The sequence below is a fragment of the Parabacteroides sp. AF18-52 genome, assembly GCF_003479145.1.
Taxonomy (GTDB): Bacteria; Bacteroidota; Bacteroidia; order Bacteroidales; family Tannerellaceae; genus Parabacteroides; species Parabacteroides faecis.
In genome coordinates, this window is sequence record NZ_QUGR01000004.1 from 145,329 (window position 1) to 165,120 (window position 19,792).

General features: G+C 45.4%; 11 protein-coding genes. 9 read left to right on the top strand and 2 right to left on the bottom strand.

Features of this window, described 5'->3' with window-relative positions; all coding sequences use genetic code 11:
- Positions 1–30: 30 nt before the first annotated feature.
- On the bottom strand, positions 31–978 hold the full coding sequence (gene cysK / locus DWX23_RS09285; protein WP_122374272.1) for a cysteine synthase A: 948 nt from the start codon (positions 976–978) through the stop codon (positions 31–33).
- 151 nt (positions 979–1,129) lie between these two features.
- Here cysK and DWX23_RS09290 point away from each other — a divergent pair, with 151 nt between their 5' ends.
- The 5 genes from DWX23_RS09290 (at position 1,130) to DWX23_RS09310 (ending at position 10,631) form a co-directional block, all read left to right on the top strand.
- Complete coding sequence (locus tag DWX23_RS09290; protein ID WP_122352378.1) at positions 1,130–1,672, top strand: RNA polymerase sigma-70 factor; 543 nt, start codon at positions 1,130–1,132, stop codon at positions 1,670–1,672.
- A 105-nt stretch (positions 1,673–1,777) separates the two neighbouring features.
- Positions 1,778–2,755 carry a FecR family protein gene (locus DWX23_RS09295; protein WP_122374273.1) on the top strand — a complete coding sequence of 326 codons (978 nt, stop codon included), beginning with the start codon at positions 1,778–1,780 and terminating at the stop codon, positions 2,753–2,755.
- 169 nt (positions 2,756–2,924) lie between these two features.
- The gene (locus DWX23_RS09300; protein ID WP_122374274.1) at positions 2,925–6,320 is read left to right on the top strand and encodes a TonB-dependent receptor; all 3,396 of its coding nucleotides are present in this window, start codon (positions 2,925–2,927) and stop codon (positions 6,318–6,320) included.
- A 12-nt stretch (positions 6,321–6,332) separates the two neighbouring features.
- Positions 6,333–8,033, top strand: a complete 1,701-nt coding sequence (locus DWX23_RS09305; RefSeq protein WP_122352381.1) for a RagB/SusD family nutrient uptake outer membrane protein — start codon at positions 6,333–6,335, stop codon at positions 8,031–8,033.
- A 117-nt stretch (positions 8,034–8,150) separates the two neighbouring features.
- A complete protein-coding gene (locus tag DWX23_RS09310; protein WP_122374413.1) occupies positions 8,151–10,631 on the top strand; it encodes a hypothetical protein in 2,481 nt (826 codons plus the stop codon).
- 141 nt (positions 10,632–10,772) lie between these two features.
- Here DWX23_RS09310 and DWX23_RS09315 read toward each other — a convergent pair whose 3' ends face one another.
- Positions 10,773–11,366: an RNA polymerase sigma-70 factor gene (locus tag DWX23_RS09315; protein ID WP_122352604.1), complete on the bottom strand. Its 594-nt coding sequence runs from the start codon at positions 11,364–11,366 to the stop codon at positions 10,773–10,775.
- Positions 11,367–11,507: 141 nt separating this feature from the next.
- On the opposite strand from DWX23_RS09315, the gene DWX23_RS09320 reads away from it, so the two are divergent.
- The 4 genes from DWX23_RS09320 (at position 11,508) to DWX23_RS09335 (ending at position 19,780) form a co-directional block, all read left to right on the top strand.
- Positions 11,508–12,440 (top strand): FecR family protein, encoded by a 933-nt coding sequence (locus DWX23_RS09320; protein ID WP_122374275.1) that lies wholly within the window; start codon positions 11,508–11,510, stop codon positions 12,438–12,440.
- A 160-nt stretch (positions 12,441–12,600) separates the two neighbouring features.
- Positions 12,601–16,002 (top strand): TonB-dependent receptor, encoded by a 3,402-nt coding sequence (locus DWX23_RS09325; protein WP_122374276.1) that lies wholly within the window; start codon positions 12,601–12,603, stop codon positions 16,000–16,002.
- A gap of 12 nt (positions 16,003–16,014) precedes the next feature.
- A complete protein-coding gene (locus DWX23_RS09330) occupies positions 16,015–17,715 on the top strand; it encodes a RagB/SusD family nutrient uptake outer membrane protein (RefSeq protein ID WP_122352384.1) in 1,701 nt (566 codons plus the stop codon).
- A 157-nt stretch (positions 17,716–17,872) separates the two neighbouring features.
- Positions 17,873–19,780: an FAD-dependent oxidoreductase gene (locus DWX23_RS09335; RefSeq protein ID WP_122374414.1), complete on the top strand. Its 1,908-nt coding sequence runs from the start codon at positions 17,873–17,875 to the stop codon at positions 19,778–19,780.
- Positions 19,781–19,792 lie beyond the last annotated feature (12 nt).

Below are 19,792 nucleotides of genomic sequence, written 5' to 3' on the forward strand. Positions count from 1 at the left end.
ATAATGGTACAGTTCATTTCTGATATTCACTTACAACGGATACTCTTCAAACGCGTACAGTACCGTAGAAAGATACCGTTCCCCTGTATCCGGCAGTAAGGCGATGATTGTCTTTCCGGCATTCTCAGGCAGTTCTGCCAGTTTCAATGCCGCATACACTGCTGCACCCGAAGAGATGCCGACAAGCAAACCTTCTGTCTGTGCCAGTTCACGGCTGGTCCGGATAGCATCGTCGTTTTCAACCTGAATGATCTCATCGACAAACTTGCCGTTATATGTTTTAGGGATGAAGCCGGCTCCGATACCTTGTATCTTATGCGGTCCCGGTTTTCCTCCCGAGAGGACGGGGGAGTCGCTCGGCTCTACCGCTACGATCTTTATATCCGGATTATGTGCTTTCAAACCTTCTCCGACACCGCTGACTGTTCCACCTGTGCCGACACCTGCCACGAAAATATCGACTTTGCCGTCCGTATCACGCCAGATCTCCTGGGCAGTCGTTTCCACATGTTTGGCCGGATTAGCCGGATTTTCGAATTGTTGCAGGATGATGGAACCGGGTGTTTCGTCACGTAATGATTCGGCTTTGGCGATGGCTCCCTTCATGCCGTCGGCTCCGGGAGTTAATACTAGGTGGGCTCCAAGTGCTTTTAACAGGTTACGACGTTCTATACTCATCGTTTCAGGCATCGTCAGGACTAATTTATATCCTTTGGCAGCCGAAACGAAAGCCAGTCCGACTCCGGTATTTCCGCTTGTCGGTTCGATGATGGTCGCTCCCGGTTTCAGCAGTCCTTTCTTTTCTGCGTCTTCGATCATTGCCAGAGCAATGCGGTCTTTCACACTTCCTGCCGGATTGAAATACTCCAGTTTGCCGATCAGTTTCGCTTTTACTCCCTTGCTTGCATTGAAATTCGAGAACTCCAGTAACGGTGTGTTACCGACCAGGTCTGTCAATGATTTTGCTACTTTTCCCATATTCTTTTATGTTTTTAAATTGTTTCTTATCTATGCAACAAAGATAGGTATCGGATTGATTCTGATATATACCATAAACAGGGTATATTTTGTTTTTATTTATTAACAATAAAATAATTCTCTTATATTTGCAGTATTCTGGACGAACGAGATGGAGGATAATGAACTCATATTATTGTTAAAACAAAGTGATAAAGATGCTTTTACTGCTTTGTATAAAAAGTACTGGAGGCAAGTATACAACTTCAGTCGGCTTTATCTGACCGGTAAGGATGCGGCAGAGGAGGTCGTACAGGAAGTTTTTATCAAAATCTGGGAATCGCGTGACTTTATGCGCCAGGAAGATAATTTCAAAGGACTATTATTTATTATAACTCGTAACCTGATCTTTAACCAACACCGTAAGAGCCTGAACGAAGACTTCTATAAAATGACCGTTATCTCGGCTATGGAAAGTTCGTATGATATAGAAGAAGAGATAGAGGCTAAGAACCTGAGTGACTATATCGATCTGCTGATCAATGAACTCCCTCCGCGTCGTCGCGAAATATTTAACCTGAGCCGGAAAGAAAATAAGAGTTATAAGGAAATAGCCGAACTATTGCATATTTCAGAAAAAACTGTAGAAAATCAGATCAGTGAAGCTTTAAAGTATTTGAGAAAGAATATATCGATGCTTGCTCTTTTCCTGTAAATAGGTTATCTCTTCTCTTTTATTTCAGAAAATCGAAAAAAATCTATGGCCGGATAGGGGGACACGCTCGGGTTAGGTGTATTTATTATAAAGCACATAGAAGAAATGAATCAGAATGATAAGAAATATATACTGAAGAAACTGATGCAGGATGCATTGGCAGAGGAAGAAGTAGCTGCCCTGAACGATCGGGTGGCTATAAAGGAACGGATGGGCGATCAATGGGAAAATGCCCCGGATGCGGCAGCCTTCGACCGGACGGACGGGGTGCATATATGGCAGTACATACGCAGGCGGATAGATGGTAACAGACCGGGGAAAACGCAGTTCTATAAAATCTATAGTGCCGTCGCCTCCATACTGCTGTTACTGGCGTTGGGGGGAATGACTTACCTTTTCCTGGAAAAGAGGAATGATTCTCCGATGTATATTGTCAGTTCGGGTATTCAGAATATGCAATCGGTGTCGTTGCCGGATGGAACGGAGGTCCAGTTGGGTCCGGGCAGTAAATTGACCTACCCGTCGGAGTTTTCCTCCGGAAAGCGGGAAGTCAGCCTGGATGGACAGGCATTCTTCGATGTTTATAAGAATCCTCATAAGCCGTTTGTTGTCCATACTGCTGATATGGATATAGAAGCTCTGGGCACTGCATTTGAGGTTTTCAGTTATGGTATAGAGAATAAGTCGGAGGCCATTCTGTTGAATGGAAAGATAAGGGTGAATTGCAACGGCTCTCTGAATAATAAGAATGGCGGATACCTTCTGTCGCCGGATGAGAAAATAGTATTTGACAAACGAGATAATTCAGCCTCCGTGCAGGATGTCGATGCGGATAAATATACAGCCTGGCGAAAGCAACGGATACTGAGTTTCGAGAATGAAAAGTTATCGATGATCATTCCCCGTCTGGAACAATGGTATGGGCGTAAGATCATGTGCCAGCAGGATCTGGCGGATAAGTACCGGTTTACATTTAAGATCAGGGATGAATCTCTTGAAAGAATTCTTTTTATGATGGGAGCCTCATCCCCGTTAAAGTACAAGGAAACAAGTAACGGGAATTATCAATTGAATCTCAAGTAAATAATTAATAACTTAAAACGAATACGTATGGATGGATAAACAGTTAACCTAAAAAATTGGAAGATACCGGCAGGTACCTTCCAATCAGAATGTTTTAGACCAAATGCATGTCTTAAGGAGTCCAAGCCAATGACTTGCATTCATTATTTATCAAAAACAATACAAAGTTATGAAAAAAAACAATGACAGGGATTGTTGTGTCCCGTTATTCAGAAAAACAATTCGTATTATGAGGATCACAGTTTTATTTTCACTGGCTGTAGCCTGTTGTATTTCTGCTTCTACCTACGCGCAGGATTACAAAGTCTCAATAAACAAACAGAACAGTAGTATAATTGAGATTCTGAAAGAGATTGAAAAAAACAGTGAGTTTACATTCTTTTTCAATGATAACCATGTAAATGTAAACAGGAAAGTGAGCGTAAAAGCGAAAGATGTTTCTTTGGAAGAGGTGCTTGCACAAGTTTTCAGGAATACCGGATATGAGTATCAGATCATAGATCGCCAGGTGCTGATCAAAGTGGCAGCCGGGGGGCGTTTGAATGCTCTTGTGGGCCAGCAAAATACAAAGTCGGTTTCCGGTGTCATTTACGACGAAGAAGGACTGCCGGTTATCGGTGCGAATGTCGTGGAGAAAGGAACGACCAATGGTACCATTACCAATGCCGAAGGGAGCTTCTCCCTTCATGTTGCGTCTGACGCAACATTAGTGATTACTTATATAGGATATGTGACAAATGAAATATCCGTAGCCGGTAAAAATACGGTAACCGTTACTTTGAAAGAAGATTCGGAAATGTTGGATGAGGTTGTTGTCGTTGGGTATGGTACAATGAAAAAAAGGGATTTGACGGGAGCGGTTGCTGCCGTCAAAGGTGATGACCTGGCATCCCGTAAAACCACACAGTTATCGACGGCTTTGCAAGGTTCTGTTGCCGGAGTGATGGTGACCCGCGATAATAGTGCACCGGGAGCTGCTGCCGGTAGTATCAGGGTCCGTGGTATTACGACTATCGGTGATACCAGTCCGCTGGTGATAATAGATGGTGTTCCGGGGGGTATTAATGACGTGAACCCGAATGATGTAGAAAGTATGTCGGTCTTGAAAGATGCTGCATCCGCTTCTATTTACGGTTCACGTGCCGCTGCCGGTGTTATTTTGATCACAACCAAACGTGCCCAGGAAAAGAGCCTGTCGATTGATTACAATTTTGAATACGGGTTGGAGATCCCGACAAAACAACCTGAATATGTCGGTGTCAAACGTTTTCTGGAAACAACCAATGAACTGCGTTATAACGACAACAAATCCGGAGGTTGGAACCAGGCCTATTCGGAAGAAGACATAAACAACTGGGAGAAAAATTATCTGACGAACCCTGATAAATATCCGATGACGGATTGGGTAGGGATGATCCTGAAAGGATCGGCTCCGCGCCAAACCCATACGATCAGCGTGGCGGGAGGTTCCAAAGCTGTAAAATCGAATGCTTCGTTCGTTTATGACAAAGTAGATGGCCTGTATGCCGATCGTTATTACGAACGTTTTATGATTCGTTCCAATAATGACTTTACGGTAAATAAATATCTGGGGGCAACGTTGGACTTTAATTTTAAACGGACCAAGAATCACCAGCCCCATTACTCCCCTTTCGCTAACATGCGTCTGGCTCCTATGATTTATCCGGCTGTATGGGCCAATGGGGAATATGCAGACGGAAAGAATGGCAACAACCCTTACGCAAATGTAAATTCGGGAGGTTTTAAGGATGAGTGGTATAACCAGCTTGGAGGACGTGCTGCAATCAATATTACTCCGCTCGACGGTTTAAAGATCTCGGGTGTAATTGCTCCGAATTATACGTTTGAGAAAAAGAAACATTTCCGTAAGGCAGTCTCTTATTCTTTGGCCGACGATCCGAATACGGTTGGTGGTTATATGGAAGGTTATAATACGACAAAATTGTCTGAAGATAGAAATGACAGTTACAATGTGACCATCCAGGGCATAGCGAATTATATGAAAACCTTCGGCAAGCACGATCTGAACCTGATGGCAGGTTATGAAATGTATAACTCTTTTGCGGAAAACCTGGGAGCTTCCCGTGATCAGTATGAGTTGATAAACTTCCCTTATCTGAATGTCGGTCCGTTAGACCTCCGTGATAACAGCGGTAGTGCTACGGAATTATCTTATCGTTCGTGGTTCGGACGGGTTGCCTATAATTTTGATAACAGGTATTTGTTGCAGGCGAATGTCCGCTACGACGGATCTTCACGGTTCCATTCCGATTATCGCTGGGGATTTTTCCCTTCTTTCTCCGCCGGTTGGGTGATGAGTGAAGAGGCTTTTATGAAAAATGCGGACATCGATTGGTTATCTTTCCTCAAGTTGAGAGCTTCTTACGGTACTCTGGGAAATGAGCGGATTACCGATAAGGACGGAAATGCCCTTTATTATCCGTATCAGGCATTTATTAACTTTAGTGACGTGCTGTTTTATCAGAATGGAAATGTTGTGCCGGAGTTATCGGCTGCACAATGGGCTTATGCCGTCGAGAATATTTCCTGGGAGACTACCCGTTCTGTGGATGTCGGTCTGGATGCTACTTTCTTTAATAACCGTCTGCGCTTTAGCGGCGATTATTACAACAAGCAAACCAAAGATATGTTACTGGCATTGGAAATTCCTGATTATGTAGGATTCGATAACCCTCAGAGAAATACAGGAAAGATGTATACCAACGGCTACGATCTCGAGTTGGCATGGAATGACCGGATCGGTGATCTGACCTATGGTATATCGGTTAACTTCTCAGACTTTGTTTCTAAAATGGGAGATCTGGGCGGTACCGAATTCCTGGGTGATCAGGTGAAGATCAAAGGCAGTGAGTTCAACGAATGGTATGGTTACCTGAGTGACGGCCTGATGTTGACGGATGAGGATTTGAAAGGCCCGAAGCTGAACGATAATGTTCAGTTGGGAGACATTAAATATAAAGACATATCCGGACCGGATGGTGTTCCCGACGGAAAGATTTCACCGGAGTATGACCGTGTTCTGTTAGGTGGCTCTTTACCCCGTTTCCAGTATGGCGGGACATTGAACCTGGGGTATAAAGGAATTGATTTTTCTGTAGCTTTCCAGGGAATCGGTCGGAGAAATACACGTTTGTCTCCGGCTATGGTACAACCTCTTCAGTCCAATTGGGGAAATACTCCGGCTATTATCGATGGTTATTATTGGTCGGAGAAAAATACGGAAGCTCAGAATGCACAGGCTCTTTATCCTCGTTTATCGTATGCCAATAACGCTATTAATTATGCCATGTCAGACTTTTGGATGTTCAATGGGCGTTATTTCCGTCTGAAGAATCTGACTTTGGGATACACGTTGCCTGCTGCCTGGACAGAAAAGGTGATGATTAAACGGGCCCGTGTTTATGTTGCAGCGAACGACCTGTTCTGTATAAGTAAGTATCCGAAAGGATGGGATCCTGAAATGGGCAGTTCTTCCTATCCGATCACTACATCTGTGTTGTTTGGATTATCCGTTAAATTTTAAAAGAATAAAAAGATGAAACATACATTGATTATATTATTAGGATGTTGTTTGGGATTAAACTCTTGCAATGACCTGGATCTGAATCCTCTTTCACAGGCTTCCAGTGAAAATTGGTATTCCAATGAAACGGAAATAGAAATGTCTGTTAAGGGGTTCTACCGCGATGACTTCTGGCCGTTGGACAATGAAGATAAAACGGACAATTTCATTTATCGGGAAACTCCTTCGGAGATCATAAAAGGTACTTTTAACGGGCAGAGTGGCGACGTAACGACCTTATGGGCCAACCAGTATAAATCGATTGCCCGGGCAAATACGATCCTGGCAAATATGGATAAGGCGGCAAGTATGGGAATATCGGAGGTAAAGCTGAAACAATACGAAGCCGAAGCCTTATTCCAGCGAGCTTCCTGTTATGCGAGGCTGGTCACTTATTTCGGAGATGTCGTTTATGTGACGGAAGTGGTCGATATAGAGGAGGCATTCAAGCTCGGACGTACTCCGAAATCAGAAATTATACCGAAGATTTATGCCGATTATGATAAGGCGATCGAGGGATTACCTGAAAAATATACAGGTGTCTCTTCCCAACGTGCCACAAAAGGGGCTGCATTGGCATTGAAAGCCCGCTTTGCCTTGTATATGGGAGACTGGGATATTGTAGCAGACGCTACAAAGAAATGTATGGATTTGAATATTTACAAGTTGTATCCGGATTATGCCGGCCTTTTCCTGACCTCGACAAAAAATGCGGAGGAATCCATATTCTTACTTCCTCGTTCTATCGAATATAAAGTAACATTGGGTAACTGGACGGTGATGAATGAGGTGTCCAGAAATACCGGAGGCTGGGGAGCTTTCGCCCCTTCATGGGATTTGCTTGCAGCGTATGATTGTACGGATGGATTGCCTGTCGATGAATCTCCTTTATTCGATCCGCATGATCCGTTCAAGAATCGTGATCCCCGTTGTACGGCTACTATTGTCGAATTTGGAACTCCGCATCTGGGATTTGAATATAACCCTCATCCGGATGCCGTGGAAGTAATGAACTATAATACCGGCAAAATGCAAAAGAACAATGATGCCCGTGTGAATGCCCAGTTCGCTTCTTTCAACGGATTATTATGGAAAAAAGGAATTGATGAAACATGGCTGGAAAACGGGAAGGATGTGGCCCCGGATAAGATTATTATCCGTTATGCAGACGTTCTGTTAATGTATGCGGAGGCGAAGATCGAATTGAATCAGATCGATCAATCGGTTCTGGATGCGATCAACCGGGTACGTGCAAGAGCGTATGGTGTCGACTATACCAATATAAGTGCCTACCCGGCAGTAACTACGACCAGCCAGCAGAAACTACGGACGATCTTGCGCACGGAACGGCGTGTGGAGTTTGCAAAAGAAGGATTGCGTTATATGGACCTGGTCAGATGGAAGATTGCAGGCAAGGCTTTGACACGGCCGAATTATGGTATGTTGTATCCTGTTAATCTGTTACAGGAGAAAGTGGTGAATAAAGGTTTGTGGTTCTGGCCCGGCATTCCACAGGTAGACGAAGATGGAATCCCTGACTTTTCCGCTATGGAGAAAGCCGGATTGATAGCCCCGATGTCTCAGCGTATGTGGAACGACCGCCAGTATCTCTGGCCGATCCCGACGAAAGAGGTGCTGATCAATGAAAACCTGAAACAGAATCCGGGATATTGATAAGAATAGGTTAGCACTATTAAATACCAGAGGCTCTTCTCTGCTTTTCAAATGAAAACCTGGCCGGAGAGCCTCTGTATAAACATTATTTTCAGAAATAATTAAAAGAAGATGAAGATGAAATTAAACAGTACGATAGGTCTGATGGCTGTACTATCGGTGATGAGTTGTTCAGCGCAGAAAGAAACCAAAAGAATCCCGGATTCCGTTTCCGGCATTTATCCGCGTCTGGCATATTATAACAATGAGGGAGAGTGTGGAACCGGGGCGGTTGTTCCCTGGGCAGACCGCTTGTGGGTCATAACCTATGGACCTCATTTGCCGAACGGATCATCCGACAAATTGTATGAAGTGACACCGGATTTCCGGCAGATCGTACGTGACGAGAGCATAGGGGGAACCCCGGCGAACCGTATGATACATAAAGAAAGCGATCAGTTATTCATAGGTCCGTATGCCATTGATAAAACCGGAAAAGTTCGTGTGATACCCTACCAGACGATGCCGGGACGCCATACCGGAAATGCCCGTCATCTGACGGACCCGGCAGGTAAAATCTATTACGGGACGATGGAAGAAGGCTTTTATGAAGTAGATGTCAATACGCTGGAGGTAAAAGAACTGTATCAGGACGGAAATAACAAGAAACAGAAAAAGAATGATACGGATGCCGGTCCGATCAACGCCTTATTACCCGGAGTACATGGGAAAGGGCTCTATTCCGGCCAGGGTGTCATGCTCTTTACCAATAACGGGGAAGGCACCCAGGAAGCGTTGAAAAAGTTTGACGTGGAAGCCGGTGTCCTGGCGGAATGGGATGGCAAAGACTGGAAAACAGTTCGCCGGAATCAGTTCGTGGAAGTGACGGGACCGGGCGGCATTTACGGAAATACGAATCCGGAGACCGATCCGTTATGGGCGACCGGCTGGGATCATAAATCAGTTATACTGGGAGTACGCGATGCGAAGAAAGGCTGGTCGTTCTACCGTCTTCCGAAAGCAAGCCATAGTTATGATGGGGCTCACGGATGGAATACGGAATGGCCGCGAATCCGCAATGTCGGGACGGAAACCAATCCGGATTACCTGATGACGATGCATGGTCTGTTCTGGCGTTTTCCCGGACAGTTTACTGCGGAAAACAGTGCCGGTATCCGTCCGCGGTCAGCTTATCTCAAAGTAATCGGCGATTTTACCCGATGGAATGACCGGTTGGTATTTGGTTGCGACGACTCTGCTCAAAAGGAATTTCTGAATAAACGAAAAGCAAAAGGAAATATAGAAGGACCGGGACAGTCTAACTCCAATTTGTGGTTTACCTCTTTCACAAAACCGGATGAACTGGGGCCGGCTACGGCTGAAGGGGCGGTCTGGGCCAAAGAAAGTATCAAAGCGAATGAGGCTTCCGAACCCTTCCTGTTTGCCGGTTGGGCGAATCGTACCGGTTGGATCAAAAATGAAGGAAAAGAACCGGTGACCTTTACCTATGAAGTCGATGCAACAGGTACGAACGAATGGAAAAGGTTAAGGGCTGTAACCGTGAAGCCGGGTAAAGCGGCCTGTGTACTATTTACCGCTACAGATAAAGGAGAATGGATCCGTGTAAAAGCGGATAAGAATACGTTGGCGACGGTAAGTTTCTCATATACCACACCCGATACCCGTTCTTCGCAACCTGCTGCTATGTATAAGGGCCTGGCTTCTGCTGCGGAAACAAACCTGACGGGCGGATTATTGTACGGTCTGGGAGATAACCGTCGTGCCCTGGGAGTATTGGCAAATACCGTTACGAATGGCCGGGTTGCGGAAACCGGTTATTATGAAATGGGAGAGAAGCTCGAACTGGTCCGTAAGGACGATCCTGTTGTTGCTGATTTCATCCGAACTAAATTTGCCATTCCGCAACAGGTCGTTTCAATAGAGAACAGTTCCGTTTTAATTGTCGACGATTTAGGACGCAGATGGCGTTTGCCTTTGGGTGATGAGGCCTATGCATCGTTGACTAATCGGGGAGAACTCCGTGTTTGCCGGGAAGTGGCTACTGAGCGTGACCTGTTCTCTTGTATGGGAACGTTCTATGAACTTCCGGCCGAGAATGCGGATGGCTATGCCAAAATACGCCCGGTATCGACTCATAACTATCGCATCAACGACTACGCCTCTTATCGCGGAATGCTTATTCTTACAGGAGTAAAGCCGGAAGAAGGAAAAGATAATGAACACATTCTCGTTTCCGATGACGGTAAGGCTGCCGTATGGGTCGGAGTTATCGACGATCTGTGGCAGCTGGGTAAACCGGTAGGTAAAGGTGGCCCGTGGAAAGATACGGATGTAAAGGCCGGTATCCCGTCCGATCCTTATCTGATCGGCCTCTATGACAGGAAGCAGTTAGTTTTATCCCATCAATCTGATAAGGATGTGACGTTTTCTATCGAGGTAGACCCGACAGGAAATGGAGACTGGATGGAATATAAATTACAGCAGGTGAAGGCTGGAGAAAAATGGGCGTATGAATTTCCGGAAGAGTTCCAGGGGTGTTGGATTCGCTTCTCCACGGATGCGGATACGAAAGCTACGGCCTGGCTGGAGTATAAATAAACGTATAATTTAAAAATCAGTTTGTTCTTTTATATTCCCTGCTGTTAACTCCGGTATGGAGTTACCGGTAGGGAATGTATGGAGTCAGTGCCAGTGAATGCATGAGTACAGTCTCAGTAAATTATTGAGTCCGGTTCCCGGCTATTTGTCGAAAATAGAAGTGAACAACATGAACAAAGGCAAATAATCTTTTAACTCTTCCTTCAGTATTTCTATCGCCTTGCTCTTATATCTTTTTACAGTCCGGGTGGAGACGCCCATTATTTCTGCTATTTCTTCAATGTTTTTATTCTCGAAACGATTCAGCTCGAAAGCCAGTCTGTATTCGGGAGGAAGTTTTTCGAGCGTTTTGTTCAGCAGGTGCTGCAGTTCCTGCAATGTATAAAGATCATCCTGATTCTCGAAATATATAGGGATGTTCTTTTGGATAACTGTTTCATATTCCCGTTTGTATCCCTGGTTACGCAGGTAGTTCAGGCTGTGGTTCTTGACACATGTTATCAGAAAGTTCTTGGCGGAGACGGAAGGGGTGATCGTTTTTCTTTTATCCCAGATGGTGAAAAACACATCCTGTACAATATCCTCCCGCGTTTCCTGATCGTCGATATATCGTCTGGCGAATTGGCATAACGAAACGTAATACTGTTCGAATAATGAACGGTATGCGACCTGGTCATCGTTATTGGAGATACTCCATAAGAGATAGTCTATGTTTTCAGTTACAGCTTTTTCCACGGATAAATATGCGTTGAATCTCTTTCTTTTGTCAAACAAAGATAGCAATGAGAAAATATAAACCTTACTTTTTTGAAAGAAAAATAGAATTCGGGTGTCCTCTTTTCCCTTTTGGTGTGTCTAGTAATAAACAGAAATAAAATGGAACCAGATAACAAAGATATAAAAGAATACCTCCTTCTCGCAAAAGCGATCAATGACGATATTGTTGATTATGAGAATTATAATATAGGAAGGGCCTTTCTGAGGAATCAGCGGAGAATAGCCTCCGGTTCCCGAAAACAAAGACTTGTCAGGAGTGCCTTACGGATTGCGGCAGTCTTGTTATTACCCTTTATTTTGTCGACGGGGATATTATCTTATTTGTATATCGGCCAGATGCAAAATGATAAAGAGGTATCTTACCTGGAGGTCGTTTCTGCTCCGGGAGTTATAACGAAAATGGAATTGCCGGATAAATCGAAGGTATGGCTCAATGCCGGTAGTTCACTCCGTTATCCGTCCCGTTTCACAGGAAATGAGCGAAATGTTTATTTGTCGGGAGAAGGATATTTTGAAGTACAGTCGGATAAACAGAACCCTTTTTATGTATCTGTAAATGACAATATGAAAATAATGGCACATGGGACGAAGTTCAATGTAAATGCCTATGGCGATGAACAGTGGATTGAAACGACGCTCGAGACGGGATTGGTTGATGTCATTATGAATAAGCAATCCGTATTGCTGAAACCGAGTGAGTTGGCCTATTATGACAGATCGAACCAGAAGTTATCGATCCGCCCGGTCAATGTGGATGAAAAGACGGCCTGGAAAGACGGACGTCTGATATTCCGGAACACTTCGCTGGATGAGGTGGTGAAACAGCTCTCACGCCGTTATAATGTAGATATAGTTATGCATAAGAGAACGAATATCGATTATAAATGCCGGGCATCGTTCTCTACGGAAAGTATAACCCAGATACTCGATTACCTGAAACTGGTTGCTCCGATGAAATGGAAAATAGCGGAGACAAAACAGTTGCAGGACTCATCCTATCCGCGTCAGCGTATAGATATTTGGTTAAAATGAAGCTATAAACCGATTAAAGAAAGGAGGTTATATAAGAAAAAGATCCATGTAAAAAAAAGGACAAGCATAAGCGCCAACTTATACCTGTCCCCAAATCAAAAAATTAAGTCCGAGACCAATCGGGCCTAATTAGTTTAATTAAAAATCCAAGTACAAAGTTATGAAAATTCTAAAACAATCCAATGGGGATATCCCCCGATGTATACCTAAATCAATGCGTGTTATGAGAATCGGTCTGTTCTTGTTATTTGTCATGATCGCCCAGCTACATGCAGAAAATTTGTATTCACAGAATACGGTTATCAATCTGAAGCTGGAGAATGCTACTGTAGAGCAAGTGTTGGACAAGATAGAAAAAGAAACGGATTTCTCGTTCCTGTTCACGGATAAGTCTGTGGATATTGACTGGAAAGTGAATGTAGATGTGCACGATAAGAATATAAATGAACTATTAGATATCTTGTTTGGAGGGACCAACGTGCAATACCGTATTGTCGATAAACAGATCGTGTTATCCAATAGGCCGTTATTGGCGGAAAATGTGAACCAGCAAAAGAAGATCAGCGGAAAAGTGATCGATGCAAACGGCGACCCGGTCATTGGGGCGAACGTCGTAGAAAAGGAAACAACGAACGGTACGATTACCGATATGAGCGGTAATTTTGTTTTGTCCGTTAACCCGAATGCCGTGTTGAGCGTTTCCTATATAGGGTATGTCTCAAAAGATATTCAGGTGAAAGACAGATCCAGCTTTACCATCTCTCTGGAGGAAGACTCCGAATTATTGGATGAGGTAGTCGTTGTCGGATATGGAACCATGAAAAAGAAAGACCTGACGGGAGCTGTCGGAACCCTGAAGGGAGAGTCCTTGTCTGCACGGAAGACAACGCAGTTGTCCACCGCTTTGCAAGGGGCGACCTCTGGCGTTCTGGTTACGCGTGACAACAGTGCTCCGGGAGCTACGGCATCTATCAAGATACGTGGTGTGACAACTATCGGCGAATCGAGTCCGTTGGTCATTGTCGACGGGGTTCCCGGCGATATCAACCAGGTAAATCCGGATGACGTGGAAAGCATGTCCGTATTGAAGGATGCGGCTTCCGCTTCTATTTACGGTTCGCGGGCTGCGGCAGGTGTGATTGTGATCACGACGAAACGGGCAAAAGAAAACGATCTGTCACTCAATTATAATTTTGAATATGGCTGGGAGATGCCTACGCGGCTACCTGAATATGTAGGTGCCCAAAGGTTTATGGAAATGGTCAATGAACTGCGTTATAACGATAATAATGCAGGAGGTTGGTATCAGACCTATTCGGAAGACCAGGTCAACAACTGGATAAAAAACAATGCGACCGATCCGGATGCCTATCCAATCACCGACTGGCAGGATGAGATCCTGAAGAACTCAGCACCCCGCCAGACGCATTCGATCAATATCGCCGGCGGTAGTAAAGTCGTCCAGACAAAAGCCTCTTTCCGGTATGATAAAACAGACGGTATCTATGTGAACCGGAACTATGAGCGTTACATGATCCGGGTCAATAACGACTTTAAGATCAACAAATATATAGAAGCTCATTTAGATGTGAATTTCAAACGCTCCAAGTCAGAGGAACCGCATAGAAACCCGATGGACCTGCAATATCGTGCTACTCCGCCTATTTATGCGGCCCGGTGGAGCAACGGGATGTGGGGAGATGTGAAAGACGGCGAGAACACATTGGCTATGATCACCGACGGAGGTCTGAAGACTTCCTGGTATAACCGTTTGGGCGGTAAGGCGGCTATCGATATCTCTCCGATCGAAGGACTGAAGATATCTGGCGTGATCGCCCCGACCTATAACTTCGATAAAGTAAAAAGTTTCCGTAAACAGGTTCCTTTTACTTATGCCAACGATCCTAATACAGTAAAGGGATATATGAATGGTTTTACGACGACCAAGTTGACCGAGAACAGGAATGACAGTTACGATGTAACCACTCAGTTTTTCGCTAATTATAATAAATCATTCGGACAACATGATCTTTCCGCCATGATTGGGTATGAAGATTATTACGCATTCTGGGAAAACCTGAGCGCATCCCGCGACCAGTATGAACTGATGAATTTCCCTTATCTGGATATTGGTCCGGAGAATTTGAGGGACAATGGAGGCAACGCCGAAGAATATGCCTATCGTTCTTTCTTTGGCCGTATAGCATATAGTTATGCCAGCCGTTACCTGTTGCAGGTGAATTTCCGTCGTGACGGTTCGTCCCGCTTTGCCCCTGACAGCCGGTGGGCTAACTTCCCATCGCTTTCGGCAGGATGGGTTGTCAGTGAAGAACAGTTTATGAAGAACCTGAACTGGAACTGGCTCTCGTTCCTGAAGTTAAGAGGTTCGTGGGGTACGTTGGGCAACGAACGTATCACGATGACTAAAAACAGCAGCACCGTACAGAATTATTATCCGTATCAGTCTGCTCTGAATTTTGGTTCAGCCTTGTTTTATAGCGGAAATTCCCTGAACTCCCTGTTGAGTGCCGCCCAGCAATATTATGCTGTGCGTAATATCTCCTGGGAAACGACAGAGACATGGGACATCGGTCTGGACGCTAATTTCCTGGATGGACGTTTACATTTTTCCGGAGACTTCTATAAGAAAAAGACCAAAGACATGCTGCTGGCCCTCGAAATACCCAAGTTCATCGGATACGACAACCCGAGTGTGAATACGGGCAATATGCATACGACCGGTTATGATCTGGAAATAGGATGGCGTGACCAGGTGGGCGATTTCAGATATTCCGTTTCGGCCAATTTATCTGATTTCATCTCGAAGATGGGTAATCTGGGAGGTACTGAATTTCTGGGAGAGAAGGTGAAGATGGAAGGCAGCCAGTTCGACGAATGGTATGGTTATATCAGCGACGGGTTGTTCCAGACACAGGAAGAGGTGGATAATTCACCGAAACTGAATAATAACGTGACGGTTGGCGATATCAAATATAAAGATATTTCCGGTCCGGACGGCGTGCCCGATGGTAAAATATCTTCTGAATACGACCGCGTATTGTTGGGAGGTTCTCTTCCCCGCTACATGTTCGGCGTGAATTTCTCGGCTTCCTATAAAGGCTTTGATTTTTCAATGATGTTCCAGGGAGTAGGTAGTCAGAATTCCCGTATCAGCAGAAATATGATCGAAGGATTGAATACGAACTGGGGCGGATTCCCCTCCATCCTGGAAGGTGATTATTGGAGTTCGAACAATACGGCTGCGGAAAATGCAGGGGTGAAGTATCCCCGCCTGACACGTAATAGCGTGGATGCCAATATGAGCATGTCAGATTACTGGATGTTCAACGGACGTTATTTGAGAATGAAGAATCTGACGGTAGGTTATACGCTTCCTGGCGTATGGACGAAGAAGATAAGCATGGAGTCTGTCCGGTTCTATCTCTCCGGCAATGATCTGTTCTGCCTGAGTAAATACCCTCGCGGCTGGGACCCTGAAGTAAGTACGACGGGCTATCCTATTACGATGTCGGTGCTGTTAGGTGTATCTGTTAATTTTTAAATGAAAAAGACCATGAAACGAAATAATATAATAGTTTGCTTATTCAGCGGTATCACGCTGCTTACTGCCTGCCATGATTTGGATTTGAACCCGTTGTCTTATGGCTCGACAGAAACCTGGTATTCCAACGAGATAGAGATAGAAATGGCTGTCAACGAATTGTATAGAGATGCATTCTGGCCGTTGGATGAAGAGGGTAATACCGATTGGTCTGACGATAATATCTATCGCGAGTCCCTGACTCCTTTTCAGAATGCAACCTTGAACGGGCAGACGGATAAGGTGACGGACTTGTGGTCCAAACAATATAAAGTCGTTTCCCGTGCCAACGGGGTTATTCTGAAAGCACACCGTGCCGTCGAGGCCGGAGCTTCTGAATCGAAGATCAATGGTTTTGTTGCTGAAGCCCATTTTCACAGGGCATGTGCCTATGCGAAATTGTCCTCGAAGTTCGGAGATATCCCTCTGGTAGAGACCGATATCGACATAGAGGAAGGGATGGCGATGGGACGCACGGATATTGCCCTTGTAAAACAATTTGTGTATGACGAGTTCGATACCGCTGCGGAAACCTTGCCCGTTTCCTATTCCGGAGTCCAGCGGGCCACGAAAGGCGCGGCTCTGGCAATGAAGGCCCGGTATGCACTTTATATGGGCGATTACGAGGTGGTCGTTGCTGCAACGAAGGCTGTTATGGATTTAGGAGTGTATTCTTTGCATAAAGATTACAGGAACTTATTCCTGACAAGTACTAAAAATGCGGAAGAGTCTGTTTTCCTGATTCCCCGTTCCGTTGAATATAATGTCGTAATGAATGTGAGAGGCTGGTTGCCCCGGAATTCCGGCGGATATGCGGTCCCGAATCCGACCTGGGAATTGTTCGCTTCGTATACCTGTACGGACGGATTGCCGATTGATGAATCTCCGTTGTTCGATCCCCATGACCCGTTTAAGAACCGTGATCCCCGCTTGTCCATGACGATCGTTCCGTTTGGTGAGACTTTTCTGGGGATAGAGTTCAACCCCCATCCGGAAGCGTTGGAAGTAATGAATTATAACACAGGTACGATGATCAAGAACAACGATAGCCGTGCAGTCGCTCAGTATGCTTCCTACAATGGCCTGGTATGGAAAAAGGGAATGGATGAAAGTTGCCTGGAAAATGCTTATAATATTGATCCTGATAAGATTATCGTTCGCTATGCGGATGTCTTGTTGATGTATGCGGAAGCAAAGATCGAATTGAATCAGATCGATCAGTCTGTACTGGATGCCATGAATGAAGTTCGGGCAAGAGCTTACGGTGTCGATAAATCTGCCGTAGGTCAATATCCGGCGTTTACTTCTACCGACCGGAATACGTTGAGGTCTCAGTTGCGTATGGAAAGACGGGTGGAGTTTGCCAAGGAAGGACTTCGTTACATGGACCTGATGCGTTGGAAGCTGATGGATAAAGTAATGAGCAAGAAGGTCTATATGATGCTTTATCCGGCTTCACTGCTGATAGAGAAAGTAGTCAGCCAGGGTGACTGGTTCTGGCCTTTTGCTCCGGAGATCGACGAGAATGGCCTGGCCGATTTTTCCAAAATAGAGGCAGCGGGGAAGATTGCTGTTGTGGCACAGAAGAAGTGGGACAATCGCCAGTATTTGTGGCCGATACCTACGACTGAGATTCTGATCAATCCGAATATGAAACAAAATCCGGATTATTGATCAGAAAGGTAAAAGGTATTTTATTTTTCGTAAAAGGAAGATAAAATGCCTTTTCTTTCCTGATAGATACTTCGTATCTGAGAAAAAGATTGAAAGAAGAAGGACAGTTGATCTTATAGTCTTCTTATGCTATTAGTAATAATAAATGTCGATTTTTATGAAACAATGGTGGATTATAATATGCATGATACTCTCTCCTTGTTTAAAAGCGGATAACCTTTTCATAGAAGCGGAAAGCTTTGACAAAAAAGGCGGATGGGTTCTGGATAACCAGTCTATGGGGCAAATGGGGTCTCCCTATCTGCTGGCACACGGGATGGGAGTCCCGGTGGAAAATGCCTCGACTCTCCTGCAGGTCCGGGAGGCTGGTGAGTATCGTGTCTGGGTACGAACCAGGGATTGGGTGAAGCAATGGGATAAGCCCGGTTCTCCGGGACGTTTTGAAGTGCTGTTGAATGGAAAAGCTTTGCGTACGACCTTCGGGACGGAAAAGGCGGTCTGGCATTGGCAGGATGGAGGAACAGTTCTGCTGAAGGTCGGTGAAAATAATCTGGAACTTCATGACCTGACAGGTTTTGAAGGCAGGTGCGACGCTGTTTTTCTGACATCTTCGCTGGATTTACTACCCCCGGACGGAGGAAATGAATTGGCTGATTTTCGCCGGAAGATGTCGGGGTTGCCTGCTGAACCGGAAGAGGCGGGTGAATATGATCTGGTTGTCGTTGGCGGCGGTATGGCAGGATGCTGTGCAGCTCTCAGTGCTGCTCGTCTGGGTTGTAAGGTCGCATTGATACAGAATCGTCCGGTGTTGGGTGGGAACAATAGCTCGGAAGTCCGTGTCGGTCTTTCCGGGCTGATTGCCAGCCAGCCGTACCCTAACCTGGGCAATTTGCTTGATGAGTTCGGCGTTGTGGGGCATTGGAACGACTGGGAAGCGAAACAAGACCCATCGTCGGCAAGAAGTAAACAGATCCGGGAGATTTTACAGCGTCACCCGGAAAAGAAAATCCATAATGCAGGCCCGGCGACAAATTATGAGGATGAGAAAAAACAATCTTTGTTGCAGGGGCAGGAAAACCTCAGCTTATTCCTGAATATGCAGGTGTATGATCTTAGAAAAGAAGGGGATAGGATTACTTTTGTGATCGGGAAAAGCATTATTTCCGGAAAAGAATATATCTTTAGAGGTCGTTTATTTGCTGATTGTACGGGGGATGGTGAAGTAGGATTCCTTGCCGGAGCCGATTATCGGGTAGGCAGGGAAAGCAAGGATGAAACGGGTGAACCCAGAGCTCCCTTAAAAGCCGACCGGTTGGTCATGGGAACGTCTGTACAATGGTATGCGGAGGATGCGCCTGACCGTTCCGGGTTCCCTGATTGCCCGTGGGCTATCCGCTTCACAGAGGAAACCTGTGTTCCCGCCACGCGGGGCGACTGGGATTGGGAAGCTGGTCTCGACAGAGATCAGATCACGGAGATTGAATATATCAGAGACCATGCCCTTCGTGCCGTTTATGGTAATTGGGCCTTTCTGAAAAATCAAAGCAGTAAGAAAGAACAGTTTGCCGGAAAGAAATTGGCATGGGTCGCTTATATCGGCGGAAAACGTGAGTCCCGTCGTTTGCTGGGAGATATCGTTTTGCGTGAACAGGATTTGCTGGAGAATATTTCTTATGAAGATGCTACCTTTACGACGACTTGGGGAGTAGACCTGCATTATCCTAAACCGATAGCGGGAATGGACGAAGAACCGTTTCTGTCCTATTGTGATGTGCAGGAGATAAAACCCTATGCCGTTCCGTACCGTTGCCTGTATTCGAGAAATGTCGGAAATTTGTTCATGGCAGGCCGGAATATAAGCGTGACACATGTCGCACTCGGAACGGTACGGGTGATGCGTACCGGTGGAATGATGGGAGAAGTGGTTGGCATGGCGGCTTCGTTGTGTAAAAAGTTCGACACGTATCCCAAAGGGATATATGAAATGTATTTGCCGGATTTGCAGACGTTGATGCGGCAGGGTGTGGGTAAACCCGGCTTTCCCGATGCTGATAAATTAGACTAATGTAAATATATG

What these genes read in the sequence shown, in the direction of transcription:
- DWX23_RS09325 (WP_122374276.1), top strand. Translation starts at nt 12,601, where the DNA reads ATGAAAATTCTAAAACAATCCAATGGGGATATCCCCCGATGTATACCT.
- DWX23_RS09335 (WP_122374414.1), top strand. Translation starts at nt 17,873, where the DNA reads ATGAAACAATGGTGGATTATAATATGCATGATACTCTCTCCTTGTTTA.
- DWX23_RS09295 (WP_122374273.1), top strand. Translation starts at nt 1,778, where the DNA reads ATGAATCAGAATGATAAGAAATATATACTGAAGAAACTGATGCAGGAT.
- DWX23_RS09300 (WP_122374274.1), top strand. Translation starts at nt 2,925, where the DNA reads ATGAAAAAAAACAATGACAGGGATTGTTGTGTCCCGTTATTCAGAAAA.
- cysK (WP_122374272.1), bottom strand. Translation starts at nt 978, where the DNA reads ATGGGAAAAGTAGCAAAATCATTGACAGACCTGGTCGGTAACACACCG.
- DWX23_RS09290 (WP_122352378.1), top strand. Translation starts at nt 1,130, where the DNA reads ATGGAGGATAATGAACTCATATTATTGTTAAAACAAAGTGATAAAGAT.
- DWX23_RS09305 (WP_122352381.1), top strand. Translation starts at nt 6,333, where the DNA reads ATGAAACATACATTGATTATATTATTAGGATGTTGTTTGGGATTAAAC.
- DWX23_RS09330 (WP_122352384.1), top strand. Translation starts at nt 16,015, where the DNA reads ATGAAACGAAATAATATAATAGTTTGCTTATTCAGCGGTATCACGCTG.
- DWX23_RS09320 (WP_122374275.1), top strand. Translation starts at nt 11,508, where the DNA reads ATGGAACCAGATAACAAAGATATAAAAGAATACCTCCTTCTCGCAAAA.
- DWX23_RS09310 (WP_122374413.1), top strand. Translation starts at nt 8,151, where the DNA reads ATGAAATTAAACAGTACGATAGGTCTGATGGCTGTACTATCGGTGATG.